We start from the raw sequence: 26,659 nt of genomic DNA, 5'->3' as shown, positions 1-26,659 counted from the left end.
GAATGGACCATTCCACGACCAGCCAGATGACCTATATAGCCAATGCAGTGACTGCGGTTGGCACCAGCGACTTTCCAGAGATGCTTGGCAATCTATGTCTGAGCGTGTTCAATTTTGACAGCATTTTTATTTCGGTATTCTCCCAAGATTTGCCGCCACGTCAGCTCTATTCCAATCTGGATGCCGAAGCGACGCGGCGCACAGTTGGTCCTTATCTGAGCCACGCCTATTTGCTTGACCCGTTTTATGGACTCTTCAAGTCCGATATCGGCAATCGTGTCGTCAGCCTTGAGGAGTGTGCGCCGGATGATTTTAAAACAACCGAGTATTACAAAATCTTTTATTCAGAGATTGGTCTGCGTGATGAAGTGACCATTTTTGTTGGTGCCGGAAACGGCACCAGCATTGCTCTGTCCCTTGGGCAGCGCTACTCCGACGTGCATTGTCCTCCAGAGGCAACTGCGCAACTGGATGCATTGTTGCCCGTCATCGCGGCACTGTGCCACAAACATTGGCCCAATCTCGATGTTCCTGGCAATCAGGCTTTTCCCGATATGGGACTGGTGTTTGACCGCTTTGGCACCACGAGATTGAGTACCCGTGAAGCTGAGATCGTTCGATTGATGCTGAAAGGGCATTCAACAAAATCCATTGCCCGTTTGCTCGGCAACAGCCCGGAAACAATCAAGGTTCATCGCAAACGCATTTACGCCAAACTGAAAATCTCCTCACAGGGTGAGTTGTTCTGCAAGTTTATTGGCGCACAGGCAGCAGCGCCAACAGAGGCGGAAGCGGCTACAATGACGCTTTCATAAATTTAGTCCGGCAACTCGGACCTGATAAGAGCAGGCGCGGTATTCTTGAGTAGCGCAACCAATTGGCTTTGCTGATGCGTGCCGGTCTTGTGAAACAGCCGCTCCACATAAGCGCGCGCCGTGGAGTTCTTCAGATTTGTCATTTTTGCTGCGTCTTTCAAAGAAAGACCTGACGCAATCAGACAGGCCAATCTGGCTTCGGATGGGGTCAGCTTGAAAACAGCCCGGATATGTTCGTTCAGACCTTCCGAATTCCCCATATGTATCTTCTTCAGGACGACCGTCGCGCAGTATCCGTTAGTGCCTGCTGCGACTGATGCATCGAACGCTGGCGCAACTTCCAGAACACAATCGGCTCCCGCCCCGGTTTCTGAACGTCGTTCCAATACAATTCGTCCTGCTGAGCCGGTCGCCCCGCCAACCACGCCGTATCCACAGGTTTCGGCAATCAGTTTTCGCAGTGGCCGAAGAATATCGGGCTTGGCTGCAAGAAATCCATCTCGCAGCGTCAAGGCAGTCTCATCGGTTGTGAGCCATGCTTTGGCAATATCATTGATTTCAAGAATGCGCAGATCTGGAGTAACCAGCATCATGCCGAAAGACAGACGTGAAAATGTAGAACGCAATGCGTTTGCGATTTTTATCTGCTTGTTGATCAGGCTTGCCCGCTCGAAATGCGGAACCAGCAGCTCAAAAATTTCAACATCCTTGTAGTTGCATGTGTCGGGTTTGGCATTGCGCGTTATATCAATCAGCATCGCGTTGTCAGTCGTACGGTCATCGTATGATCTAGCATGGGGATTGTGCGATTTTACCCGCGTCTTGCCAAAGTCGCGGCGGCTATATTGGCTGATATCAAAGACGTTCGTGCCGGAGGAGAGGTTCTCGGGGGCCCTGTTGGAAGACAAGTTGCTGGCGATTTGAGACCGGTCGAGATCATTGCTGTAATTCGGGAAATAGCCGTGGCCCGGATTGGCTGAAAAGGCATTGCTTGCCAGCTTGTATATGGAGTGATTGGTGACGGGTATGCTGGGGCTGTCCAGAAATTCGCGTATCGTCTTGACCGCTGGGTTCCATTGTTCAGGATTGTGGGCAGCTTGATAAATCAGGCCAATCAGTTCAATAACCTGCGCAAGCGTCGGTTCTATCATGCCAAATCCTTCTGATGGCTAATTCTGTTTGGCGCGCTAGATCTGCCGGCCTCCGTCGGAAAGGCGCATCCAACTTTGATATCCAGAGCGACCGGAATTTAAGCTGAAAATTGAGATCAAGAAAATTAATGTTGAAGGTATCTGGCATTATCGTTCATAATGCTGGGATGTCGCGAAATCTGGATATTGACCTTCTCAGAACATTTATGGCGGTTGCCGATCACGGCAGCATGACGGCCGCCGCAAATGCACGTTACCTAACGCAGAGTGCTGTCAGTCAGCAGATCAAGCGGTTTGAGGACATGCTCGGATCGACCCTTTTTGAACGGAATCGCCGTGGTCTTCGACTGACACCACCGGGTGAACGACTGCTTACCAAGGCACGGCGTATTCTGGCGCTCAATGATGATATCTGGTCGGAGATGACAGCGGATGCTCTGCAGGGTAAAGTCAGGCTTGGTTTGCCCTACGATCTCGTCAGCGTCATCACCGTGCCGGTTCTGAAAGCTTATGCCGAAGCTTATCCGCTCGTTGAAGTGTCTTTGATGTGCGCGTCTTCACCGGAGTTAACGACTGCGCTGGACAGGCGGGAGGTCGATCTTGTCCTGCTCGAAGAGGAAGTCGATTCAGATCAGGCTGAATACTCGCTTGTGGAGCAGCTTGTCTGGATCGGTGCCAGAAATGGCGGAGCGCATTTGAAGACGCCCCTGCCTGTATCGATGGTCGCTGAAACCTGTGCGTTCCGCCCCGCGGTTCTTTCTGCACTCGGGCATCAGGCGCGACCGTGGAGAACAGTTTTCGAGAACGGCAATATTGAAGCCACCATGGCCATGGTGCGGGCTGACCTTGCTATCACGGCATTGTTGACCAGTACGGTTCCAGCCGATCTTCGCATATTGACAGCCGATGACGGCCTTCCTGATCTGCCGCAGTTTTCTATCGGTCTGCATATAGCGAAAGGCAGTGTAGCGTCGCCCGTATCAGAAATGGCGAAGTATATTCGCGCTGGCTTGACGGGTTGAGTTGGCATCTGCCCACCTGCTTCAAAGCGTTTGCAAAGCTCGGCGACTGGATTGCATTATGACATGTGGATCGTCAACACTGCGGGGAATGATGAAGTTAGGTTTTGTAGGGTCTGGTGCGATCACCGAGGCAGTTATCACTGGCCTGATGAAATCAAGGTCGGATATCAGTGCTATCGTGGTTTCGCCGCGAAGTGCGCATATCGCATCCCGGCTGGCAGCCAAATTTCCCGTCGTACGCGTGGGAACAGATAACCAGGATGTGGTTGACAGCGCCGAGATCGTGTTTCTTGCAGTACGACCGCAAATTGCTGAAGAAGTGATAGCCGAGCTTAGATTTCGCGAACACATGCAGGTCGTGAGCTTTATTGCTGCTGTCCAAATCGAGGCACTTGCCAGCTGGATCAAGGTACCAGTCACGATCACCCGGACAATCCCCCTGCCATTCGTGGCTGAGTTACAGGGCGCGACAGCAATCTATCCGCCCAACGAGCTGATTGCGGATCTGTTTTCCCCGCTTGGGACCGCAGTTCAAGCAAGAGACCTCAAGCAGTACAATCTTTTTGGTGCAGCGAGTGCGCTGATGGCCACGCATTTCGGGTTGCTGGAAACAAGCGCCCGTTGGCTTGAAGCGGAAGGAATGTCCTATGATCAGGCGAGCAGCTATTTAAGACAGTTGTTTGGTGGACTGTCCCATGTAACGGGCGCATCGCAGGCGCAATCATTCGAGGAAATGGCGTCTGAGTTTTCGACAAAGGGCGGGCTGAACGAGCAGGTATTCACTGAATTTACCGGCAATGGTGGAACAAAGGCTCTGACACTTGCTCTTGAATCCGTACTCAGGCGTATTGAACAGGGGTGATTGAGCGAAACCTGTCGGCAGTTCGTTGGTCGTCCACCTTTACTGGCAGAAGGCGTACTGCGGCTTCTTCTGCTACCAGCGCTTAGAGATCCCAAATTGGAGACCATCGGTATGAACACGCGATTTCTGGAAGCATTCGTGTGGGTGGCGCGACTGGGCAGTTTCCGCAGTGCAGCTGACCGGCTCAATATGACACAAAGCGCCATTTCCAGCCGTATCGCCTCACTCGAAAGCGAGTTCGGAAAACGCCTGTTCGACCGCGAAGTGCGCGAAGTTCGTATTACAACCGCAGGGCGCATGTTGCTCGACTATGCGGAGCGCATCTTGGATCTTTCCCGTGAGATGAATGGGGCATTGGCGCCCGGCGCCAAGCTAACCGGCACTGTTCGCATCGGTGCTGTCGAAACCATTCTCTACACTTGGCTCATTCCGTTTCTGGAGCGTGTACGTCAGGCGCATGGGGAACTGGAAATCGAACTGACTGCGGAGCCGACGATCCGGCTGCACGAACAGTTGCGGCGAGGGCAGCTCGATATCGCCTTGCAGACCAATGCCATTCTGGGTGACGGAATTCTCAACCAGCGGATGGGAACGATGCCGATGGCGTGGATCGGCAGGCCTGAAGATGATTGGGGCGACGGCAGTCCATTGCCGATTGCGCGATTTGTCCAGCGGCCAGCCATAACAATGTCGCGGGGATCGCAGCCTCACGACGCACTTTTGCAGGCTTGCCGGGATGCGGGGATTCAACCCAAACGCGTGCATTGCGTAAGCTCACTTGCCGCAATATCGCGTTTGGTGAGTGCAGGTTTTGGCGCGGCACTTGTGCCTTTGGCGCCTTTCCGTGACGAACTGTCTGCAGGACGATTGGTTGTTATCCCATGTACCACCCGGATGGTTCAGCTGCATCTTATGGCCAGCCTTATGACAGACCCGAGTAGCCAGACAGTCGAGGTTATTGGGGCCATGGCGCGGCAAGAGGCTGCGCAGTATGCGCTCAGTGTAGGCCCTGACTTCGCTATCCCCGGACCCGAGGAGGCCAGATAAAAGCATATGTAATTCATAGGCTTAGTCGTTTTATTCGGTTTGAAAGATGAGTTGTGGGAGCCGAAAATTGATTGCCCGGCTTCAAACAGTTTTATCGATCACTCGTGATCGGAAAAACGCGTTTGACCCAAACTCACTTGTTCGTTGTTCTTTACCTCATCATTATGGAGGCATTGATCAAATGACAGGACCGAACACTGCAACGCAGGAAGAGGCAGTTCCAGCACCGTCGGGTATGCTGTTTGTCTGGTCTGATGTCGACCCTTCGGCCGAAGATGATTATAATCGATGGTATGACCGGGAGCATGTGGAAGAACGTGTGCGCATTCCCGGTTTCAGTTCCGGCACACGGTATCAGATCATTGGTGCGGGTCGCCGTTACCTTGGTCTCTACAGAACAACCTCCCTCGATGTTTTCGCCAGTCCCGCCTACGAGAAAGCCTTCACACGTCAGACCCCATGGTCTGTAACCAATCTGGGCCGGATGATTGATCCGATGCGCCGCGTCTGTTCTGTGACTGCCGAGACAGGATTTGGAACCGGAGCATATCTGGCGGTTCTGCGGCTTGATCGATTGCCAAACGAAAAAGAAATGGCGGCGTTTCGTGGAGCAGGGGCATTGGTTCAGGAATTGCCGGGTGTTATTTCAACATCGCTCCTTATTCCGGACACGATCAAATCCACGCCATTGCCCAATGAAGTCAGAGATGGACGTGTTCTCGATCCCATACTGTTGATTGAGGCCAGCAGCGAAAAAGTGGCCCGCGAAGCTGCTTTCAAGGCGAGCAATTTCATCTCGCCCGATGCGTCCTTACACACGGCATTCCTTGAGTTGCTCTGGCAACTGCAGGCATCTCACCTGTCGTCGCATGTGAGCGACACGCAGACCGTCGCTGCCTAAACCGCTCACTTTGGTTCTGCATCAACCAAGAAGGACTGAATCTGAAATGTTTCGCACGGCCATCGCAAGGGCGTGTCATCCGACGAACAATCTTACCTACAAGAAAAACAATAGAGGGGTTACTCATGCAAACTGCAAGCACTGTCGACCACATCCATGCACCCGGTCATTCACAAAATCAAACCAAACGGCTGGCCACAGCCAGTATGGTGGGTACCACGCTCGAGTGGTATGATTTCACCATTTATAATACTATGGCGGCGCTGGTATTCAGCCACCTGTTCTTTCCCAATTTTGACCCTTTGGCGGGAACCATCCTCGCCTTTTCAACCTATGCCGTTGGCTATGTGTCGAGGCCCTTGGGCGGCATTATATTTGGTCATCTTGGCGATAAACTGGGCCGCCGTGCGGTGCTGGTGGCAACATTGATCGCAATGGGCCTGACAACCGCTTTGATGGGTCTGCTTCCAACCTATGCATCAATTGGAGCACTTGCGCCGCTACTGCTGGTCGCACTCCGTTTCCTGCAGGGCGTCGCTCTCGGCGGCGAATGGGCAGGGGCTGTTCTGCTCTCGGTGGAGCATGGCAGGCAAGATCGGCGGGGACTCAATGCATCATGGACTCAGGTAGGCCCGTCATTTGGGACATTGCTTGGTACAGGTTTGATTGCAGCGATTACCGCGACGATGTCTGACGAGGCATTTCTGGCTTGGGGTTGGCGCATTCCTTTCATCGTCAGCCTTGCTCTGGTCACGTTCGGCCTTTGGGTAAGGAGTGGAGTGGGTGAGTCTCCGATGTTCAAAAGCCTTGAGGAGTCGGCTGCCAAAGCAAAAGCGCCCATCAAGGAAGTTCTGAGCCTTCACTGGCGTCGTCTGCTTCTTGCTGGCGGCTCGCGCATCGGATCTGATGTTCTGTATGGGTTGATCGTTGTTTTTACACTGACTTACGTGACGACCGTATTGCATCTGCCGCGTTCCATGGCCCTTGTTGCCGTGCTGATCGGCACCGCCTGTAACGCTGTTGCCGTGCCGTTCTTTGGAGCCTTGTCGGACCGTTGGGGACGGCGCACGGTTTATGGTCTTGGTACAGCGGGTGCTATCGTTTGGGCGTTTGTGTTCTTTATGCTTCTCGACACGGCACAGCCGCTGATGATCGTTTTAGCTGTCGTCGTAGGATTACTTCTGCATGCCGCCATGTATGGGCCACAGGCTTCCTTCGTGATTGAGCAATTTCCGACGCGGGTTCGCTACAGTGGTTCATCCCTCGCCTATACATTTGCGGGGATTGTCGGCGGTGGTTTTGCGCCCTTGATCATCGCGGCGCTGTTCCAGAATTATAACCACACTGTCGCAATCTCTCTCTACGTGGCTGGCGCTTTGTGCGTGACGGGTCTGGCCCTGTTGTTTGCCCGTGAAACAGCACACAGGCCACTGGAAGACTAATCGGCCTTCAACCGGATGATCCCACAAACAGGAGTTCTGTGATGCATGTCCTTTCCTTTGTACTACCTGACGGCCAAGAGTTGCGTGCTCCGATCAACTCTCTCGTCATTGCGGGCTGGGCGGGACGTAATCTTGCGGCCGTCGAGCACCATATCGAAGAACTCGCGGTGCTGGGCGTTCCCCGGCCCAGCACTGTGCCGCTCTATTATCGTGTCGCGGCAGATCAGTTGACGACCTCCTCTGAAGTTGAGGTCCTCGGGCCTGAAAGTTCGGGGGAGGCCGAGATCATGATTTTATCGTTTGAGGGAGAACTCTTCGTTGGTCTTGGATCAGACCATACGGATCGCAAGGTGGAAACGTATTCCGTAGCAGTCTCGAAACAACTTTGTACCAAGCCTGTGGCACGCGCGTTGTGGCGATTTGAAGAGGTGGAAAAGCACTGGGACGAATTGCAGCTTCGCTCATGGATTACGGTTTCTAATGAACGCGTTCTCTATCAGGAAGGTAGCGTGGCATCGCTGTTAAATCCTCGGGAATTGATCCGCCGTCATACCGAGAACGCAGCTCTAGCATCCGGGACAGCGATGTTTTGCGGCACCCTGGCAGCGATCGGGGGAATAAGGTCATCAGATCGGTTCGAAATGGAGCTGAATGACCCCGTGTTGAAGCGGACAATCAGGCATGCATACGATGCACAAGTCTTGCCCATGGTCGCTTGAAGAGGATATTGTAAGGGGCTCCTGTCTCTAGCTCTCTTCTTCTATACCCAATAAGCTGAAGCGATCAGCCAAGCTATGCAATCACCACTCACACGAGGGGCATATGATGGATAAAGAACGGCGCGCGATCCTTCAAGCAGGTGCTATTGGTGCTGCCATGGCTGGCGTCAATTCTTTCCTTCCCCATGCGTTTGCTTCTACATCAGGAAATTCCATGCACGATCGATCGATTACGGACCTTTCACGCAGCCTTTCAGAGGGCAAAACCACAAGCCGGCAATTGGTTGATGATGCGTTGGCCGCGATCAATGACCCTAACGGTGAAGGCAAGCCTTCATTCATCAAGGTTCATGCTGAGAAAGCGAAGCTGGCGGCTGACGCAATCGATGCAAAGCGCAAGCAAGGTCACAAGCTGCCAGTTCTTGCCGGCATCCCAATATCCGTGAAGGACTTGTTTGACGAAGCTGGAGAAACGACACTTGGCGGATCAACGGTGTTGATTGGTCAGCCCGCTGCGACGAAGGATTCCGTTGTTGTCCAGCGTTTGAGAGAGGCGGGAGCCATTATAATTGGCCGCACCAATACGGTCGAATTTGCCTACACAGGTCTTGGCATCAATCCACATTACGGCACTCCCAACAATGTCTTCGATCGTGCGACGGGACGCATTCCCGGTGGTTCGACCTCAGGCGGTGCCATTTCCGTAGCGGACGGAATGGCGGCAGGTGCGATTGGTACGGATACAGGTGGATCACTGCGCATCCCCGCCGCTCTCAATGGCCTTGTCGGCTTCAAGCCGACACAGCGGCGGGTAACGCTCGATGGCGTCATGCCACTTTCAACGTCTTTTGACTCCGCCGGTCCAATTGGATGGACCGTGGAAGATTGCATCCTGTTGGACAGCGTCATCGCGGATCAAAAACTGGCGGCCCCAAAAAGTCTGGCTTTGAAAGATTTGCGGTTTGCTGTGCCGAAGGTTTATTTTCAGAATGACCTTTCGCCGGAAGTGGCAAATGCTTTTCATGCAGCGCTATCGAAATTGTCAGCCGCAGGCGCAGAAATCGTCGAGCTGCCGATGGCCGAATTTGAGATGACACCCACAATCAATCCCAAGGGAATGATAACGGCCTCGGAAGCCTATGCCTGGCATCGCAAATTCCTGAAGGATGGAGCAGACAAGTACGACCCGCGCGTTCTTGCGCGGATCAAGACTGGTGAAACCATACTGGCCGCCGATTATGTTGATCTGCAGACACTCAGGCGCCAGTTCATACGCAATGTTAATGCGGCAGCGGCGGGTTATGACGCCATGCTGATGCCGACAACGCCTGATGTCGCGCCGCCCATCGCTGACGTCATCAAGGACGACGAGACCTATTACCGGATCAATGGGCGCATGCTGCGCAATCCATCGGCAGTTAACATCTTCGACGGTTGCGCCTTGTCGGTCCCATGTCATGAGGCTGGAAACGCACCGGTTGGACTTATGATCGCTGGAGTTCAGAATCAGGACCAGCATATCTTGGCTGTCGGACGATCAATTGAATCCGTAGTCGGGCCTTCCCGTGGGCGGTAATACAGTTCTGCAACGGCTCATGCCTGAGTTGCGACCAGTGCCAGATGCCGCTCACGGTTTTTGAGATGGTATTATCTGGTGAGCCGCTTGTTGTCGTCCAATCTGCAACATCGCGATACCGGTGAGAATAAGGATAACAGCTGCCAATTCCAGCCAGCCCACTTTCTCACCGGCGATCCAGCCGATGAGCAACGCGACAACCGGTGTGATATAGGTCGAGCCTGACGACGCAATAGCACCGAGTTTTTCCAGCAAGAAATAATAAAGCAGAAAGGCAGTTCCGGTGCCCAAAACGCCAAGTCCAACCACTAGGCCGATGGCCGCATGAGAATTCTCTAGTATCCGCCCGATCCCGGAGAAATCAGTCAGCGGGAGTAGGACAATCAAGGCCAACCCCATTTGCCAGGTGACAAGCGCCAGAGGCTGCAAGCTGAGGGGTGACAGAAAGCGGCGGACGTAAACATACGACAGTCCAAGGACGATCGCACCTGACAGCATCCATATAACACCTACCAGATTGACGGAGTTGTTTTCTCCCTCCCAGGGTCTTGTAATCAGAACAATGCCGACAAAGCCTAAGACAACTCCTATCGCCATCAATCTGTTGAATTTCTCCGTTTGCAGAAACAGGAGCGAGGAGATCGAAGTGAACAAGGCTATCGACCCACCCAGCACGCCAGCGATGCCCGAGGGGAGCAACTGTGTACCTTTCACAATTGCAAAGTAGTAAAAAGCGGTTGCCGCAACAGCCATAACGAAAAAATGCGGCAGATGACGCAACTGACTGCGATCGATCATACCTTTATGCCAAGCCGTGAATGCCAGTGGCAGAAAGCCGAAAAACACCCGCAAAAGGACGATCTGTTCAGGGCTGATAAGGGCAGCCGCCCATTTCATATAGATGAAATTGGAACCCCAGATTAGTCCAAGCGATATGAACGCAGCATAGGTAAGTATCATGGGGCAAATCCAGCAGTTCAGGGGGCGCCTGAAAATTGTCTCCTGAAATCTATTGCTGGATTTGCTGCGCTCGAACAGAATGGATGCGTCAATTACATGTTATGTATGCGACACTTGGCTTAAAGGAAGGGTATTCATGCGTGAGCGCTGGATAAAAGGGCCGGGCCGCCCAAATGGTGAGGCTTTGCAACTGTCAGTTGGTTTCATTTTAGCGCGGCACTTCACGCTAAATGCTTTTGCCAATTTCATTGACGTTTTGCGGCTGGCGGCCGACGAAGGCGATCGCAGCCGGCCAATCCGTTGCGCGTGGAGTGTGTTGTCCAATACGATGCACCCGGTGGCTTCGAGCAGCGGTGTGATGGTTGAACCGAATGAGCGGCTCGGCGATCCCGGCAAGTTTGACTATATCGCGGTGATAGGCGGACTGATTGACGAAATACCCAATCTAAATTCAGAATATTTGCGATATCTCCAACGGGCGGCTGCGGCAAAAATACCACTCATCGGTGTTTGTACCGGTGCCTTCGTTCTACATCATGCCGGGCTGATGGATGGTTATCGCTGTTGCGTCAGCTGGTTTCATCACGCCGATTTCCTGGAGCAATTTGATGGTCTCCGACCGGTGTCCAATCAGATATTCATTGTCGACCGGGACCGACTTACCTGCCCCGGTGGGGCAAGTGCCGCGCATTTGGCCGCATTCCTGGTGGAAAAGCATATCGGCAAGGCACCAGCAACCAAAAGCCTGCACATCATGATGATCAACGAAGCTGAGGTGGAAGAATCGCCACAGCCAAGTCCTACGCTTGATTTTAACACCAGCGATCCCTTTGTAAGGAAAGCACTTTTGTTGCTACAGCAAAGCTTGGATGCGCCGATCTCTGTTAGCCAGATTGCCACGCATCTGGGCATCAGCAAGCGCCGCCTCGAACGGCATTTTAAACGGGTACTCGGGACATCTCCGCAGGCGGCCTTCATAGACATGCGATTATCGCTGGCGCGTCAACTGATTGAAAATACCGATAAATCATTCACCACCATTGCGGTTGAATGCGGCTTCTCCGACTCGTCGCATTTCAGCCGGATGTTCCGCCGCCGCTTCGCGAGTACTCCGCGTGAGTGTCGCAAGTCGGCACTGAAACCGACAAACCCATAGAGTTGCAGTGTCAATCATAGGTGACAAAGGCAAGCGACAATCCGGGCTCTATTGCGCACCTACCGGGCGGGGTGGATAGACCGCCTGCACGGGCCCCGATTTGGGCGTGGCAAATATCGCGCCTGTTGCCATATTTGAAATGCCAGCGTGGGATTTTCCGGTAATCAGCATATCTTCATGCACCCAGCCGATCATATCGGTGGCCGGAACCACAATACGATGCCACTTGCCGGTTTTGCTATAAGAGCGCATTTCGCGTCCCTTCTCGACAGTGCCCGCAGGCGCAGACTTATCCCATGCCTTGCTCCGCAAGGTCAGCCTTTCGCGGGCATAAACGACCGATGGCATCATGTTGGGCATATTGATGCCGCGTGGTGTCTGGATGACTGCCTTTTCTACAGGGCCGACGGAAAGATGCGGGCGTTGCTCCGGCTGTGGTGGCTGCAATTCTGCCCGCTGTACGGGCTTTATCGTTGCGGGTTGCGCGCCGACAGCAACGGAAGGCCGTGGCACAGGAGCAACCAAAGTGGCGGTACGACTTTTTTCTTGTTCCGGGTCGCTTTTCGCAGGCTGTCTTCCTGTTGCCTCAGGCTTTGCAACTGTCGATTGTCCAGTACGTGTAGCTGTGCGCTCGAATAGGCTGGAGAATGTTGTTTGCGATTTTTTGGGCTGCGTTGCCACCCAGATGCTTAAAGCGCCAACGCCAACGATCACTGCCAGAGCCAATAATGAACCGGTGGAAGACGTCCGCGACGAAGATCGTGAGGATGACCGCTTCGGTGAACGTGACGATGAACGGGTGCTGCGCTTTCTCGTGGCCATATAGATCCTGCCCTTTTGAGCCCGGTGGTGGTCGAGCTAGGTCAAAGTCGGTTTGATAATATTCGCGAGCGCCGAATCGCGTTGTTATCAAACTGACAGGGCTTCCTTGGTATTTCGTTACCGGACCGCAAGCTCCGTGGAAAATCCGGACGGAAGTCTTTAAGGGATATAACCGGTATAGGGGCGAAATTGTACGAAGAGACAGATGGAGGCGATGTGCGCCTCGTTTAAGGGAGTTTCAATGGCACAGTTTATCAACAAGAGAGAAAATGTCGTCACGGACGCAATAGATGGCATTTTGGCAACCTCGCAGGGTAAACTTACCCGCCTTGATGGCTTTCCGCATATTCGCGTTGTCATTCGCAGCGACTGGGACAAATCAAGGGTCGCCTTGGTTTCGGGTGGAGGTTCTGGTCACGAACCGGCTCACGTAGGCTTTGTCGGAGCTGGCATGTTAACGGCCGCAGTATGCGGTGATGTATTTGCGTCCCCGAGTTCAGATGCGGTTCTGGCCGCTATATTGGCAGTGACTGGGCCCGCAGGCTGTCTTCTCATCGTGAAGAATTACACCGGCGACCGGCTCAATTTCGGCCTTGCGGCGGAACGTGCGCGCAGCTTTGGGCTGAAAGTGAACATGGTGATCGTTGATGACGATATTGCGCTGCCAGACTTGCCGCAGCCGCGCGGAATAGCCGGTACGCTGTTTGTACACAAGATTGCCGGTGCGATGGCAGAAAGTGGTGCAACTTTGGAGACCATCACGCATGCGGCCAAGAGGGTCATTTCCGGTATAAAAAGCATAGGCATGTCGCTTGATACCTGCACGGTTCCCGGATCACCCAAAGAGAACCGTATCCCTGCGGGAATGGTGGAACTCGGTTTGGGCATACATGGTGAAGCGGGCGTAGAGCAGATAGATTACACCGACGCCAAAACGGCGATGGGCGCAGTTGCCGGCAAGCTTGCAGCTCATATGGATAACACACCACACGTTGCTCTCATCAATAATCTCGGTGGTACCTCTGTCCTTGAAATGTCGGTACTGGTTCATGAACTTGTCAACTCATCAATTGGCAAGAACATTTCACATGTTGTTGGCCCGGCAGCCATGATGACTTCTCTCGACATGCATGGTTTTTCTGTTTCCGTTTTTCCTGCGGATGGGTCAGATCTCGAGGCTTTGACTGAACCGGTATCGTTAACCGCATGGCCGGGTCTTTCGCAGGTTAAGCCGATAGTTATTGCGGCACTGCCGGATGGCCTGATGCCATTGGCCCCGCTTCCGTCCGATCATAAAGAGACGCGGGAATTGCTCATCAATTGCTGCAATGTGCTTATTTCCGCAGAGCATGATCTGAATGCCTTGGATGCCAAGTCTGGCGACGGAGATACCGGTTCTACGCTGGCGGGGGCGGCAAGGGCGCTGGTCAAAGCGGTTGATGGTTTACCACTATCGGACCATGCGCAATTGTTGCGCGCGATTGGTCTGGAACTCAGCCAGACGATGGGCGGCTCATCGGGTGTTCTTCTTGCCATTTTCTTCACTGCGGCGGGCGATGGTGCAGCAAACGGTTTACCCATGCATGATGCTCTGAAAGCCGGACTGGTGCGCATGCAGGAAATTGGTGGGGCTCACCTTGGCGACCGGACTATGGTGGATGCACTTGCTCCTGCGCTGGATGCCCTTGGAACAAGTTTGCAATCTGCCGCCCATGCGGCGCGGACAGGGGCTAATCTAACGGCGACACTCGTTCGTGCCAAAGCGGGGCGCGCGGTCTATATCAATGCCAAGCAACTCGAGGGACATATTGATCCGGGTGCTGAGGCCGTAGCTCGATTGTTCGAACATCTGGCGATCAGTCCAACCTGAAACGTGAGAAGCTGTTCTGCTTCTGCATGGTTCACAAGCTGACGTGGTGATTTACCGGACCTGCGAATAGGATAAGTGGTCCATCACTATATCGTGTATTCACGATATATATATTGCCTCATCGCGATTCATTCATATCTATCAGGAATGAAAAACGATGAGATCCTCAAAGCTCTTGCCCATCCGGTCCGATTGCAGATTGTCCACTGGTTGAAGAATCCAGAGCATTATTTCTCCAGTCAGGAACACTCTCTCGATCTGGGAGTGTGTGCCAGCCAGTTCTCACGCTGCGGTCTGTCCCAATCGGCAGTGTCAGCGCACCTTGCTGTCTTGCAGCGAGCGGAACTGGTTACAATCCGGCGCGTTGGACAATGGGTTTATTACAAACGCAACGAAGACACGATCGCGTCCTTCCTGCGGGATATGACCGGGATAATCTAGCCAGCATGCCTCCATCTGATCTTGTTGCATCGGTCAGGGCGCCGGTGACAACGCTCCTCCCAAAAATTTCGCCCTGAATGAAAGGTCTTCCATGCCTACTCTTTTTGATCCTATCAAAGTTGGTGATATTGAACTCGCCAATCGTGTCGTTATGGCTCCGCTGACGCGTAACCGATCGCCCAATGCGGTGCCAACCGCGCTTGCTGCAACTTATTATTCCCAGCGTGCAACAGCCGGATTGTTGATCACCGAGGCAACGGCAATCAGTCATCAGGGACAGGGTTACGCCGATGTTCCGGGACTTTATGCCCCTGATCAGCTGGCAGGCTGGAAAAAGGTGACGGATGCTGTGCATGCCGCTGGCGGTAAGATTGTCGTCCAGCTGTGGCATGTTGGGCGTATTTCCCACAACACGCTTCAACCCAATGGCGCGGCGCCTGTCGCACCTTCTGCAATTACTGCAAAATCCAAGACATTTCTGATCAATGCGGATGGCAGCGGAACCTTTGCCGAGACTTCGCAGCCGCGCGCGCTAGATCTTGCCGAGCTTCCGGGGATCATCGAGGATTATCGCAAAGCGGCCAGAGCAGCGGTTGATGCGGGCTTTGATGGCGTGGAACTTCATGCCGCTAACGGATATCTTCTTGATCAGTTCCTGCGATCCGGCAGCAATCACCGCACTGATGCCTATGGTGGGTCCATCGAAAATCGCGCACGCTTCCTGTTCGAAGTGCTTGATGTCATCACAAAAGAAATTGGCGCGGGACGTACGGGCATTCGGATATCACCGGTGACACCAGCCAATGATTCATCGGACCCGGAACCTCAGCCGCTCTTCACCTATGTGGTGGAAAAGCTTGCCGCCTATAAACTTGCTTACGTCCACATCATCGAAGGTGCTACTGGCGGTCCACGGGATTTCCAGCAGGGCGATAAACCCTTCGATTATGTCGCTCTCCGTGCCGCGTACACGGACGCTGGAGGCCATGCAGCCTGGATGGTCAATAATGCCTACGACCCTGCTTTGGCTGAAACGGTAATTGCAAAGGGTGAGGCCGATCTTGTTGCTTTCGGAAAACTGCTTCTCGCCAACCCCGATCTTGTTAAACGCCTGCGTGAACGTGCAGATCTTAACAAGCCAGATAACGCAACCTTTTATGGCGGCGGTGCAAAAGGCTACACCGACTATCCAGCATTGCCTTAGGACGCGTATGAAGAGCCCCGGCTTGCGCTGGGGCTCTCCCATCTGCTTAGGCCGCGACGCGGAAATCCGCACTCGTCATGGCCAGCCCGCTGGATACATTGGCAAAGCGGATGGCCGCGGCACTGCCGGTACCGTCACTGTCATATGAGAGTGATCCGTTGCTGCTGTCATAGAGGATGCGGTCGGAGGCATCCAAGGCCGACGCACCGATGCGGAATGCATCTGCCGAGAGTGGCCCACCGGGAGAAAGCGCTGCAAATATTGCCGGGTCCAGCCATATTGTATCGTCGGCCACGGAGAAATCCGTGATGGTATCGACATTGAGAGCAGCGCTGAGCGGGTCCTTGAAGTAGAAATTGTCAGCACCTGCACCGCCAGTCAGGGTATTGCTGACGGCATTGCCGGCAATGCTGTCAGCTCCGCTGCCACCGATGGCATTTTCGATGGTCGCATTGAACGCAATGGACACATTGCCCTTCAATCCACCAATATCAGAGAAGGTGCCGTCATGCAGGTTGATCACCTGATTTTGGCTGTAACCGGAGGCATCAATCGTGTCATTACCACCGCCATCCCATATGCTGAATGCAGGCGTGGTGTTACCGCTGAAATTATAGATCGCACCAGCATTTGTGTTGAACCCATAAACGGTGTCGCCCGAACGGGTTGTCATGTTGGCACCGTAGAGCTGCTGCACAGCAAGGATATCATACAGCATCAATGTATCGGGATAGCTGTTGTATGAACTCGTGGTGTTCGATTCATCAAAATAGCTCATCACCGAATATTGCTGATCATCCTGCGAGAACTGGGCATTGGCGTCGTAGGTCAGCGACTGCCCTGGCGCCGCATTGTAGTCACCCGGATGAGCCAGACCTACCGCATGTCCGGTTTCATGCAGAATGGCAAAGGCGCTGTAGCTTCCGGTTGGGATGGATGTTGTCGACACGCTTGTGTTGTTGAGACTTACGTCGCCGGAAATGGCTGTTGTTCCCGGATAATTGGCATAAGCACCCGCCCCATCGCTGTCCGAACTGTAAGCGCCAAACAGCATGGTTGCATTGTTGGTCGTCCCACCCGGATTAACCTGCGTGAAGGTGATATTGCCAACTTCCGAATATTGCGCAAGCGCCGCCTTGACGGCTGCAATTTGCGCCGCAGTCAGACCGATAAAGGGGGTTGCATTGCCGGAGGCGTCGGTCTGTCCGGAATTGCTTGTACGCACGCCCCACGTAACATTTGCGGCGGTGCCGGGTGTGCTCCATGAAACGCCTGGTCTGATCAGAGCACCTGCGCCCATCAACTCATCATAGCTGGCCTTGTTCCCTGTTGTGGCCGACAAGCCGTATTGCCCGGTGCCGCGATTATCATAGGAACCTGCATCGAGATAATAGGTGCCGGATGTGGTTGCGGTGAAGGTGATGGTTGAGTTCGTTCCTGGTCCTGCATCATCATCAGACGCGATTTGTGTGCCGCCGCTGTTTCGCAAAGCGAGATAGGTGTCATCCAGACGGGTGGTGGTTACACCGGTTGCAACCATGGCAAATGTATAGGTCTGTCCGGCAACGAGATTGACCTTGAACCAGTCATGATCGCCCTTTGTGCTAACCTGGCCTTGCGCTGTTTTACCGATGGCGAGTGTGTAGGCCGTGGCCGTGCTTCCTGCGGCATCGGTTGTTTCGGTGAGACGTGACGGCGAGGCCGCTCCAATTGCCTGCGGGACAATAACAGCCGCCGGCTGGATTGACTGCCCCGACATCAGCCAGCCGCTTTGCTGCGTTGCTGACGTGTCGGATGCTTTGAAATGAGTGCTCAAATGTTTCTTTTTGTTATCTAGGTACGAACAATATTTACACATAGTGATCCAGTCCTTTCTGAGGAACAAAGAGGATATCTAGTTGCGTTCATTGCTACCTTGGATGAGGGGCTTACTTACATAATTGTTCGGCTCTCTTGATGGCCTCATGCAGTACCCGTTTGTTCTCCTCAGGCGAGAGGAGTGGGCTGCCGTCCCTTGCTTCCTGAACCCGCTTCTGTGCCTCCTCGCAGGTGACAGGATTCAACGGTCGCTCAGGGTTAACAGGCAATGTTGCCGCTATCTGAGTTGTTGCCAATTGAGTGATGATAAGCGCCCATGCAGCCGGATCATTTCCAAGGATCATTTTTAACACTCCCCAGTGCGTCCGTATTCGATGCGATTTTCGCGCCAAATTGTGTGAGGTTTTTTAAGAAGGCAAATGACATGAGATAACTATATAATACATCAAGTTATTATCCATAATATCAGAATTACATTGAAATTAATTTTGAAATATATTCGTTTAGTGAAGAGTTTTAAGTTTTGATGCGTGACATATACTTTAAGTATACATTCGGTTGTAAGCGATTCAAATTAAATTGGGTGATTCCAGTGTATAGCGTGGCCCATGTGTGAATTTGCAGTGTGTCGACGTGTTAAGTTTCAGCGGCTTTGAGCGGCAAGAACGATTTCTTTGGCCATTTGCGTTGACGCGCTTTTGAGGACTTGAATTGTTTTTGGATGGCGGTTAGGAAGCCTCCATACAGGACGACCTGTATCGCAGTTTCGTTTGGGGACGGCCCCGTTATCTCAATTGAAGGAGATGATGGTGTCGTACGACCAACCTCATACTTTCCCCAATACTGCCGTCGAATGCCCTTTCATCTGGAGGGCGTCATAATGGCGGGCCCAATCGAACAATTCGAGATAAAGCCGCTTGTACCTCTCGTGGATATTGCGGGTTACGAGTTCAGCTTTACCAACTCGGCCGCCTATATGGTTTTGACCGTTACAATTTCCTGTGCATTTCTGATGATTTCAACGGTCAGGCGAAAGCTCGTACCGGGTCGTTGGCAGTCGGCAACCGAGTTGCTTTACGAATTTGTCTCCGGTCTGCTTCGACAGAATGCTGGTGAGCAGGGCATGCGCTTTTTCCCGTTCATTTTCTCTCTGTTCATGTTCATTCTGGTGGCCAATCTCATTGGGTTGTTTCCCTATGCATTTACGGTGACCAGCCAGATCATCGTCACCTTTGCATTGGCGGTTCTTGTTTTCCTGACGGTTACAATTTTCGGATTTTTACGCCATGGCCTGAAGTTCCTCCGTCTATTCATGCCGGATGGTGTGCCAATCGCACTCGCTCCAATCATTATCCCTATTGAAATTATCTCTTACCTGTCGCGCCCACTCAGCCATTCTGTGCGCCTCTTTGCGGTGATGCTTGCGGGGCACATCACGTTGAAAGTGTTTTCGGGCTTTGTGGCGGAGCTTGTGGGGATGGGCGGACTGGGAATTCTCGCTGCCGTGTTGCCATTGGCAATGACCGTCGCTTTAACCGGCCTCGAACTGCTGATGTCGTTCATTCAGGCTTACGTCTTTGCCATGCTCGCATGTATGTATTTGAACGATGCGCTTCATCCCGGCCATTGAGACTGCCGAATTGCGCTCTCACTCCACTTCATAACGGCTTGCGCCTTCGATGTGGCGGCGCAAGAGAGCTTCGGCAAAGACCACATCATTTTCAGAAAGAGCGTCGAGGATTGCAATGTGCTCGATGCAGACTTGGCGAATGCGGTCGTAAGCCAGCCGTTCAAAATAGGCATATTCGGTAATCCGCCGGAGGCTGTTCTGCTGGCGAACAGCCTGTACAAGAAAGCGGTTGCCTGACCAGATTGCCAGTGCCTCATGAAACGATGCATTGACATTAAACCATTGATCCCGCTGAACCGATGCAGCGGGAATGCGCATGATTTCAGCTTGCGCAGCCCGGATCGACGCCAGTTGCTCCTTGTCCGCTTTAAATCCGGGATGCCGTAAAGCACCGCATTCCAGAATCATGCGGAACTGATAGCTTTCTTCTTCGACCTGATCGGTATCGAGGCTCTCGGCAAAAGCCCAGCCATGTCCCCTTTGACGCTGCACAAGACCTTCTGCGGCAAATCGCAAAAGCACCTTGCGAATGGTTCCCCGCGTGGAGTTGTACCGCTCGGCAAGCAGTGTTTCGGATACTTCAACGGGGATTGCGCCCGTTGCGCGATCGGCCATAAGCCGTTTGTGAATATCTTCAAGTTCCGACGGTGGAGCAATACCGTCGATACCACCGTTTCCTTCCGGCAGCAGAGCCAGGATATATCCTCGGCCAGCTGCATGGGCCAGAACTCCGCGGCTCGCCAGCAGCGCCAGAGCTGATCTTATCGGCGATCGCGAGACGCCCAACCTTTTGGCCAGCGCAAAATCGGATACGCGCTCTCCCACTGGCCAACGCTCCGACGAAGCCAAGGAAACGATCTGACGGGCGATTTCTATCTGCAGATCACTTGCTGTCAACATGGGCTCCATTTCATCACGGGCTTATTTTTGCACAAAAGCCAATTGACACGCAATCATCCTGTATTAGACTGTACGTAATTAAACCAAAATACAGTACAAGGCTGAATGATGAGTTCTTACCCAACATCCTTTCCATTTGTAACCGTTTCCGGAACGCCGTTCGAGCGCGGTCGTCAGTATGGTGCTGCGGTGCCAGAACGCGTGAAAATCAGCGTTGCGCTATATGGCGATCAGCTTGCCAAACTGGGTTACAGCTCAGCCGAAAAGACGCGGCTTATTCAGGAGTTTGCCGGGGAGATTGCGAATTTCGGGGCGCATTACATCGAAGAGATGCGCGGTATAGCTGAAGGTGCCGGTGTGGATTTTGAGGACATTGTCATGATCAATGCCCGCACCGAAGTGATCGCGAAGGCACGTCTGGAAAAGAATGCGCCACTCGATGAAGAAGATGAAATTGATGATGGCTGCACCGGTGCGGTCATTTTGCCCGAGCGAAGTGCGGACGGTACGCTTATTCATGGCCAGAACTGGGACTGGAAGACCGAATGCGCCGAGACTGCCATTGTCCTTCGCGTGCTGCAGGATGACGGGCCGGATTTTCTGACATTCGTTGAAGCGGGCGGACTTGCCCGAAACGGAATGAACAGTTCAGGCGTCTGCATCACCGCAAACTATCTTGAATCGGATCGCGACTACAAACAGCAGGGTGTTCCTCTGGCGTTGATCCGCCGCAAGGCATTGGAACAGGAACATTTCGCGCTTGCGATTCGCGCGGTTGCAGGCACTCCGAAGGCCTGCTCCAACAATATGATCCTTTCTACAAGCGCAGGTTTTGCGATCGATCTGGAATGCGCGCCCGATGAAGTGTTTCAGATATTGCCGACGGATGGTCTTGTCGTTCATGCAAACCATTGGACCAGTCCCATTGCGCTCTCGAAACTCAAGGACACAGGCTTGCCGCATGTGCCTGAGAGCCCCTACCGCGATTGGCGTGTGCGCAAGATTCTGGAGGAGGCCGGGCCGAAACTTGGCATCGCCGATATGAAGCGTGCATTTTTCGATGACTTCCTGACGCCCTACGCCGTGTGCAGGCCACCAAGATTGAACACCGAGGGTAATCTCTCTGCCACGGTGGCAATGGTCATCATGCACCCGTCAAGTGGCACGATGGAGGTCGCTTGCCTACCGGCTATCAACCGCAATTTCACGCGTTACAGCCTCACCGTAGACCCGGTTCAAGTTGCCGCCGCGTAGTCGATCAAAGTTTTCCTTCTTCAACCACCGGGCACCAAGTCCGGATGAATAATGGGGTTCAGAACATGAAGAATGCTATTTTGGTTTCTCTGTTGTTGGGGCTGTCCGCAGCGCCTGCCGCCGCCCAATCAATCACAGCAGCAATTCCAGCTGATATTCGCAGCTCCAATCCCGGGGTAAACCGTGACGACTATACCGACGCTGTGGTTCTGCATTCGGTCGAAGGGTTGGTCGGATACAAGGAAGATGGAACCGTCGGCCCACTTCTCGCGCAGGATTACCAGCTGTCGCCCGATGGGCTGACCTATACGTTCAAACTGAGATCTGGCGTGACGTTCCATAATGGAGAAGCGCTCACCGCTGATGACGTGCTCTGGAGCTGGTCCCGCTACATGGACCCCAAAACAGAGTGGCGATGCTTGCCGGAGTTTGACGGACGCAACGGGCTCAAGGTCGAGTCAGTGACTGCGTCTGATCCGCAAACGATTGTCATGAAAATCAATCACCGCAGCGCCATTTTCCTGGATACACTGGCACGCACTGATTGTGGAATGACAGCCATTTTGCAGAAGGCTTCAGTGAAAGCTGATGGAAGCTGGGACAAACCAATCGGCACCGGACCGTATAAGTTTGGCGACTGGAAGCGCGGCGAATACATCACCCTTGATGCGTTTGAAAACTACACCTCGCCTGCCGGAGAAAAGGCTGATGGCTATATCGGCGCAAAGCGACCTTTGATTAAGGAAATCAAATTTCTCGTCGTCCCTGACCCTGCAACGGTGAAAGCTGGCCTGTTGTCCGGCGCGCTGGATATCGCATCGGTTCTGAGTACGGACATTCCCGAATTCTCCGCCAACCCGAACTTTGTGGTGACCGCAGGAGCAGAGGCCTCCAAGCACACATTTCTGATGCAGACCAAAGATCCGCTGCTTTCAAAAGTGGAATTGCGGCAGGCTATTGCTGCGGCGCTGGATCTTCCGACATTGGTCGCACAGGCCACCAATGGAAGCGGTCAGCCTAATAATTCCGCGATCTTTCCGGGATCGCGATATTATAGCGATACCCAGAAAGAGGCTTTTACCCCTGATCCAACTAAGGTAGCAGAACTGCTTGCCAAGGCCGGATATAAGGGCGAAGAAATCACCATCATCGCCAATAAACGCCCCACGGCACCAAGCTTTGATGCGGCGGTCGTTGCGCAAGCAATGCTTCAGGCCGTTGGCATCAATGTCCGAATTGAGGTTCTGGATTGGTCAACGCAGCTCGACCGGTACAATTCCGGCAAATACCAGATGATGTCTTTCTCATACTCGGCGCGTCTCGATCCGGCGCTGAGCTTTGAACAGTTCTCCGGCCCGAAAGACAAACAGCCACGAAAAGTCTGGGACAATCCGGAGGCTCTCGGGCTTATCGCCAAAGCCATGGAGATATCCGATCAATCGCAACGGCAAGGCATATTTGACCAGCTTCACAAACAGCTTCTGCATGATGTCCCTTTGATCATCTACTGCAATGGAACCGGTGAAACCGTCAGCAGCAAGCGTTTGAAGGGCATACCCGTCTGGCAGGCGAAGCTTCGTCTCTGGGAACTCAGTGTCGAGCAATAGTCACTCTGGTTCGATACGTCTGAGAGGCCAGCATGTTGAAGTTCGCGCTCACCCGAGTTGGTACGGCTATCCCGACATTGTTTATTGTGGCGGTGTCCGTTTTCTTTCTCATTCGGCTTATTCCCGGCGACCCAGCTGCATTGATGCTGGGTGATCTTGCCGACCCGGCCAGTCTTGCGGATTTGCGAGCGCGGTTGGGACTTGACCAGACTATTCCGACCCAGTTTGCAATCTGGCTCGGCAATATATTGCACGGGGACTTTGGCCGGTCGATCACCAACCAGCAGGAGGTCTTGCCTCTCATACTGGCGCGATTGCGTATCAGTGCGGAGATCGTTCTGATTGCGGTATTTCTGGCAAGCATTGTTGCTGTTCCGGCAGGTATGATCGCCGCATGGCGACAGAACAGCATCACAGATGTGGCTTTGGTGGGTGGGGCGACCCTTCTGCTTTCCATCCCCGCATTCTGGATGGGTTTGCTTCTGCTGTTATTCTTCGGATTGAAACTGGGCTGGCTCCCCGTGCTCGGCTATGTCTCCATGTCCCAGAATCTTCCACAAGGATTGCTCTATATCATCCTGCCCGTGGTGACACTCTTCCTGCATGAGATCGGCGTCATCCTGCGCATGGCACGCGCTTCGACACTTGAGGTCATGCAGCTTGAATATATTACCCATGCCCGAGCCAAGGGCCTTTCGGAATCCGCTGTCCTCTGGCGTCACGCCTTCAAGAACGCTTTTGGCCCGACATGGACGCTTATCGGCATTGTTCTGGGAAACCTGCTTGGCGGCATTGCCGTGGTTGAAACGGTATTCACGATCCCCGGTCTCGGGCGGTTGCTTGTCGATGCAATTTTTGCCCGGGACTATCCGGTGATCCAAGGCTGTCTCCTGCTCATCGCAACTGTTTACGTGCTGGTAAACCTCGTTGTCGATCTGCTCTATCCCATATTCGATCCGAGGGTGACTGCAGAATGAGAAATCTTGCTCCCAATGCGCTTTTAGGCAGCGCCCTTATCGGAACACTTCTGACTGGAGCATTTATGGGTGCGGTCTGGACGCCCTACGATCCGCTTGGTCTGAATTTCAAACTCAGACTTGCCGGACCAAGTGCAGCCCATTGGTTGGGCACGGACGAGTTTGGCCGTGACGTGCTCAGCCGGTTGCTTGCCGGTGCTGCAACCAGCTTCTGGATAAGCCTGCTGACCGTTGTTCTGGCAGTGACCGCTGGCACATTGATCGGAATGCTGACTGGCTATTTCCGTGGCTGGGTCGATCGTATCATCATGACGTTCAACGACGCTTTGCTTGCTTTTCCCGGTATCCTGCTGGCGCTTGGATTGCTCGCAGTGGTTGGTGCTAATAAATACGGCATTATTCTGGCTCTTGGATTAGCCTATACACCGACAGTTGTTCGTATTGTCCGTGGCAATGTCCTGTCATTGCGGGAACGGGAATTCATCGAAGCCTCCCGCGTGATGGGCAATTCGAATGCCTACACCATGTTCAGACATATTCTGCCCAACTGTATCGCGCCGCTTACGGTTCTTGCGACGTCGATGTTCGGCTGGGTGCTGCTTGCTGAAAGCGCGTTGAGCTTTCTCGGTCTTGGTGTACCGCCTCCCGCGCCGACATGGGGCAATATGCTGGCCAGCGGGCGGCCATTCATTTCGCAGGCGATCTGGCTTGCCATTTTCCCCGGCCTTTGCATTTCGCTGACCCTGCTCGGGATTAATCTGCTTGGCGACGCACTTCGCGACAGGCTCGATCCAAGGATGAGGGGATGACGATGCAGGAAAAGTCACCACTTCTTGACGTGCGCGGCCTTTCTTTGGAAGTAGCGCGAACAGGCATCAAAATCCTCAAAGCCATCAGCTTTCATGTGAAAGCGGGTGAGATTGTTGGGATAGTTGGAGAATCCGGGTCCGGAAAGTCCATGGCCGCCCGTGCCATCATTTCCCTGAACCCGTCCGCAGTACACCGCACCGCCGGAACGATAAGTTTCGAAGGCCGGGATACGGGCTCCATGCACAAGCGCGATTTGCAGGCTTTGCGTGGTGCGCGGGTCGGCATGGTTTTCCAGGAGCCAATGACTTCGCTCAATCCCTCAATGACAATCGGCCGTCAGCTGGAAGAGGGGTTGCGGCTGCACCGGCGGCTGACAAGCCGCGAGCGCCATCGGCTGATTGTAGAGATGCTTGCCCGCGTTGGCCTGAATGATCCGCAAACTGCGCTTGCAGCCATGCCGCACCATTTCTCCGGTGGCATGCGCCAACGTATCATGCTGGCAGCGGTGATGCTGCTCAAGCCCGCATTACTCATTGCTGATGAGCCAACGACTGCACTGGATGCGGTGGTCCAGCGTGATGTACTCGAGTTGATGGTCGATCTGACGCGGGAGAACAACACGGCTGTCCTAATGATCAGCCATGACCTGGCAATGGTGGCCAAGTACTCGGATCGTGTCGTGGTAATGTCGCAAGGCGAAATCGTCGAACAGGGCGATACGAAAGATCTGCTTCGCGCGCCGCAGCATCCCTATACCCGCAAATTGCTGTCTGCCTTGCCACACCGCATACCTGCGCGTTCCACGGAGGTTTCGCCTGTTGCACGAATAAATGTCGACAATCTCGTTGTGGATTTTGCGGCTCGCCGAAGTCTTCTGCGCAAAGGGCAACCGAAACGTGCGCTGAACGGGGTTAGTTTGAATGTCATGCCGGGAGAGGTCGTCGCTGTCGTTGGCGGATCGGGTTCTGGCAAGACGACATTGGGTCGGACAATTGCCGGGCTTATCAAGCCAAGCGGCGGCGAAATTCTGTTCAATGGGAAGTCGATCCAAACGTCGACGAGCGACTATGCTGATTACAGGCTCAACTGCCAGATGGTGTTCCAGGACCCCTATTCGTCACTTGATCCGCGCATGACAATCGGCAGTCTGGTGGGAGAGGCATTGCGCCATTCGATTGATCTGACCAGCAGAGAGAGGAGCTTGCGCATTGCGGAGGTTCTCGATGAAGTTGGGTTGTCTGCGGAGTTTGCTTCCCGTTTCCCGCACCAGCTCTCCGGTGGCCAGCGTCAGCGCGTTGCGATCGCCCGGGCGGTTGTAAGGCGGCCGCAATTCGTGATTGCCGATGAGCCGGTGTCTGCGCTGGATGTCACCGTTCGTGCGCAGGTGCTCAAGCTGTTTGCCGAGTTGCAACGAAAGCATGGGTTCTCGTGCCTGTTCATCAGCCATGATCTGGCGGTTGTCGAGCAGATCGCCGATCGGGTTATTGTCATGAACAATGGCGTGATCGTGGAGCAAGGGAGCCGCGATGCCATCTTTGACAATCCGCAGCATGATTACACCCGCAAACTGCTTCAGGCTATTCCCGCTCTTTTTGGAACAGAAAATGGCGGTGTGGAACTGGGATGGCGTTTTGACGAAGTCGGCAGGAAATCAGTCCAAGGCAGGAACTGAAAC

General features: G+C 53.6%; 24 protein-coding genes. 19 read left to right on the top strand and 5 right to left on the bottom strand.

From position 1 onward, the window contains the following. Window positions 1-2 precede the first annotated feature (2 nt). Window positions 3-815, top strand: coding sequence for a helix-turn-helix transcriptional regulator (locus FHW17_RS19005; RefSeq protein ID WP_182510569.1), 813 nt, complete (start codon window positions 3-5; stop codon window positions 813-815). 2 nt (window positions 816-817) lie between these two features. On the opposite strand, the gene FHW17_RS19000 is transcribed toward FHW17_RS19005, so the two are convergent. Beyond that, complete coding sequence (locus FHW17_RS19000) at window positions 818-1,966, bottom strand: hypothetical protein (protein ID WP_182510568.1); 1,149 nt, start codon at window positions 1,964-1,966, stop codon at window positions 818-820. A 128-nt stretch (window positions 1,967-2,094) separates the two neighbouring features. Between FHW17_RS19000 and FHW17_RS18995 the strand changes: the two genes are divergently transcribed. The 7 genes from FHW17_RS18995 to FHW17_RS18965 all read left to right on the top strand — a co-directional run bounded on the left by FHW17_RS18995 (window position 2,095) and on the right by FHW17_RS18965 (window position 9,535). Further along, a complete protein-coding gene (locus FHW17_RS18995) occupies window positions 2,095-2,988 on the top strand; it encodes a LysR family transcriptional regulator (RefSeq protein ID WP_246706914.1) in 894 nt (297 codons plus the stop codon). 91 nt (window positions 2,989-3,079) lie between these two features. Further along, window positions 3,080-3,850 (top strand): pyrroline-5-carboxylate reductase, encoded by a 771-nt coding sequence (locus tag FHW17_RS18990; RefSeq protein ID WP_182510648.1) that lies wholly within the window; start codon window positions 3,080-3,082, stop codon window positions 3,848-3,850. Between the two features lie 111 nt (window positions 3,851-3,961). After that, on the top strand, window positions 3,962-4,897 hold the full coding sequence (locus FHW17_RS18985; RefSeq protein ID WP_182510567.1) for a LysR family transcriptional regulator: 936 nt from the start codon (window positions 3,962-3,964) through the stop codon (window positions 4,895-4,897). 181 nt (window positions 4,898-5,078) lie between these two features. Continuing rightward, on the top strand, window positions 5,079-5,798 hold the full coding sequence (locus FHW17_RS18980; protein WP_182510566.1) for a DUF4286 family protein: 720 nt from the start codon (window positions 5,079-5,081) through the stop codon (window positions 5,796-5,798). A gap of 125 nt (window positions 5,799-5,923) precedes the next feature. Continuing rightward, window positions 5,924-7,240, top strand: coding sequence for an MFS transporter (locus tag FHW17_RS18975; protein ID WP_182510565.1), 1,317 nt, complete (start codon window positions 5,924-5,926; stop codon window positions 7,238-7,240). A 41-nt stretch (window positions 7,241-7,281) separates the two neighbouring features. After that, window positions 7,282-7,959: a DUF2848 domain-containing protein gene (locus FHW17_RS18970; protein ID WP_182510564.1), complete on the top strand. Its 678-nt coding sequence runs from the start codon at window positions 7,282-7,284 to the stop codon at window positions 7,957-7,959. A gap of 103 nt (window positions 7,960-8,062) precedes the next feature. Further along, window positions 8,063-9,535, top strand: coding sequence for an amidase (locus FHW17_RS18965; RefSeq protein WP_210275959.1), 1,473 nt, complete (start codon window positions 8,063-8,065; stop codon window positions 9,533-9,535). 51 nt (window positions 9,536-9,586) lie between these two features. Here FHW17_RS18965 and FHW17_RS18960 read toward each other — a convergent pair whose 3' ends face one another. Continuing rightward, a complete protein-coding gene (locus FHW17_RS18960) occupies window positions 9,587-10,495 on the bottom strand; it encodes a DMT family transporter (RefSeq protein WP_182510563.1) in 909 nt (302 codons plus the stop codon). A gap of 136 nt (window positions 10,496-10,631) precedes the next feature. Here FHW17_RS18960 and FHW17_RS18955 point away from each other — a divergent pair, with 136 nt between their 5' ends. Continuing rightward, complete coding sequence (locus FHW17_RS18955) at window positions 10,632-11,651, top strand: GlxA family transcriptional regulator (protein ID WP_182510562.1); 1,020 nt, start codon at window positions 10,632-10,634, stop codon at window positions 11,649-11,651. Window positions 11,652-11,699: 48 nt separating this feature from the next. Here FHW17_RS18955 and FHW17_RS18950 read toward each other — a convergent pair whose 3' ends face one another. Next, window positions 11,700-12,164, bottom strand: a complete 465-nt coding sequence (locus FHW17_RS18950) for a hypothetical protein (RefSeq protein WP_182510561.1) — start codon at window positions 12,162-12,164, stop codon at window positions 11,700-11,702. Window positions 12,165-12,336: 172 nt separating this feature from the next. On the opposite strand from FHW17_RS18950, the gene FHW17_RS18945 reads away from it, so the two are divergent. From FHW17_RS18945 to FHW17_RS18930, 4 genes are all read left to right on the top strand, one after another. Then, window positions 12,337-12,477 (top strand): hypothetical protein, encoded by a 141-nt coding sequence (locus FHW17_RS18945; RefSeq protein WP_162700255.1) that lies wholly within the window; start codon window positions 12,337-12,339, stop codon window positions 12,475-12,477. 237 nt (window positions 12,478-12,714) lie between these two features. Next, complete coding sequence (locus FHW17_RS18940) at window positions 12,715-14,343, top strand: dihydroxyacetone kinase subunit DhaK (protein ID WP_182510560.1); 1,629 nt, start codon at window positions 12,715-12,717, stop codon at window positions 14,341-14,343. A 147-nt stretch (window positions 14,344-14,490) separates the two neighbouring features. Then, a complete protein-coding gene (locus FHW17_RS18935; protein WP_182510559.1) occupies window positions 14,491-14,784 on the top strand; it encodes a metalloregulator ArsR/SmtB family transcription factor in 294 nt (97 codons plus the stop codon). Window positions 14,785-14,875: 91 nt separating this feature from the next. Beyond that, on the top strand, window positions 14,876-15,988 hold the full coding sequence (locus FHW17_RS18930) for an alkene reductase (RefSeq protein WP_182510558.1): 1,113 nt from the start codon (window positions 14,876-14,878) through the stop codon (window positions 15,986-15,988). 46 nt (window positions 15,989-16,034) lie between these two features. Here FHW17_RS18930 and FHW17_RS18925 read toward each other — a convergent pair whose 3' ends face one another. Then, window positions 16,035-17,804, bottom strand: a complete 1,770-nt coding sequence (locus FHW17_RS18925) for a M10 family metallopeptidase C-terminal domain-containing protein (protein WP_210275958.1) — start codon at window positions 17,802-17,804, stop codon at window positions 16,035-16,037. Window positions 17,805-18,686: 882 nt separating this feature from the next. Here FHW17_RS18925 and FHW17_RS18920 point away from each other — a divergent pair. After that, window positions 18,687-19,436 carry a F0F1 ATP synthase subunit A gene (locus FHW17_RS18920; RefSeq protein ID WP_182510557.1) on the top strand — a complete coding sequence of 250 codons (750 nt, stop codon included), beginning with the start codon at window positions 18,687-18,689 and terminating at the stop codon, window positions 19,434-19,436. Window positions 19,437-19,454: 18 nt separating this feature from the next. On the opposite strand, the gene FHW17_RS18915 is transcribed toward FHW17_RS18920, so the two are convergent. Then, window positions 19,455-20,336, bottom strand: a complete 882-nt coding sequence (locus FHW17_RS18915) for a GntR family transcriptional regulator (RefSeq protein WP_112528366.1) — start codon at window positions 20,334-20,336, stop codon at window positions 19,455-19,457. Between the two features lie 105 nt (window positions 20,337-20,441). Between FHW17_RS18915 and FHW17_RS18910 the strand changes: the two genes are divergently transcribed. The 5 genes from FHW17_RS18910 (at window position 20,442) to FHW17_RS18890 (ending at window position 26,656) form a co-directional block, all read left to right on the top strand. Then, entirely contained in the window at window positions 20,442-21,590 is a 1,149-nt protein-coding gene (locus tag FHW17_RS18910) for a C45 family peptidase (RefSeq protein WP_112528297.1), read from the top strand. Between the two features lie 65 nt (window positions 21,591-21,655). After that, window positions 21,656-23,197 carry an ABC transporter substrate-binding protein gene (locus FHW17_RS18905; protein WP_112528295.1) on the top strand — a complete coding sequence of 514 codons (1,542 nt, stop codon included), beginning with the start codon at window positions 21,656-21,658 and terminating at the stop codon, window positions 23,195-23,197. 32 nt (window positions 23,198-23,229) lie between these two features. Continuing rightward, window positions 23,230-24,174 carry an ABC transporter permease gene (locus FHW17_RS18900; RefSeq protein WP_112528293.1) on the top strand — a complete coding sequence of 315 codons (945 nt, stop codon included), beginning with the start codon at window positions 23,230-23,232 and terminating at the stop codon, window positions 24,172-24,174. Continuing rightward, a complete protein-coding gene (locus FHW17_RS18895) occupies window positions 24,171-24,983 on the top strand; it encodes an ABC transporter permease (protein ID WP_112528291.1) in 813 nt (270 codons plus the stop codon). Before FHW17_RS18900 ends, FHW17_RS18895 begins: the two co-directional genes overlap by 4 nt. Continuing rightward, the gene (locus FHW17_RS18890) at window positions 24,980-26,656 is read left to right on the top strand and encodes an ABC transporter ATP-binding protein (protein ID WP_112528289.1); all 1,677 of its coding nucleotides are present in this window, start codon (window positions 24,980-24,982) and stop codon (window positions 26,654-26,656) included. The genes FHW17_RS18895 and FHW17_RS18890 overlap by 4 nt, the downstream gene beginning before the upstream one ends. Window positions 26,657-26,659: the final 3 nt, after the last annotated feature.

Source organism: Phyllobacterium sp. P30BS-XVII (genome assembly GCF_014138335.1).
Classification (GTDB): domain Bacteria; phylum Pseudomonadota; class Alphaproteobacteria; order Rhizobiales; family Rhizobiaceae; genus Phyllobacterium; species Phyllobacterium meliloti.
This window is presented reverse-complemented; position numbering and strand designations above follow the sequence as displayed.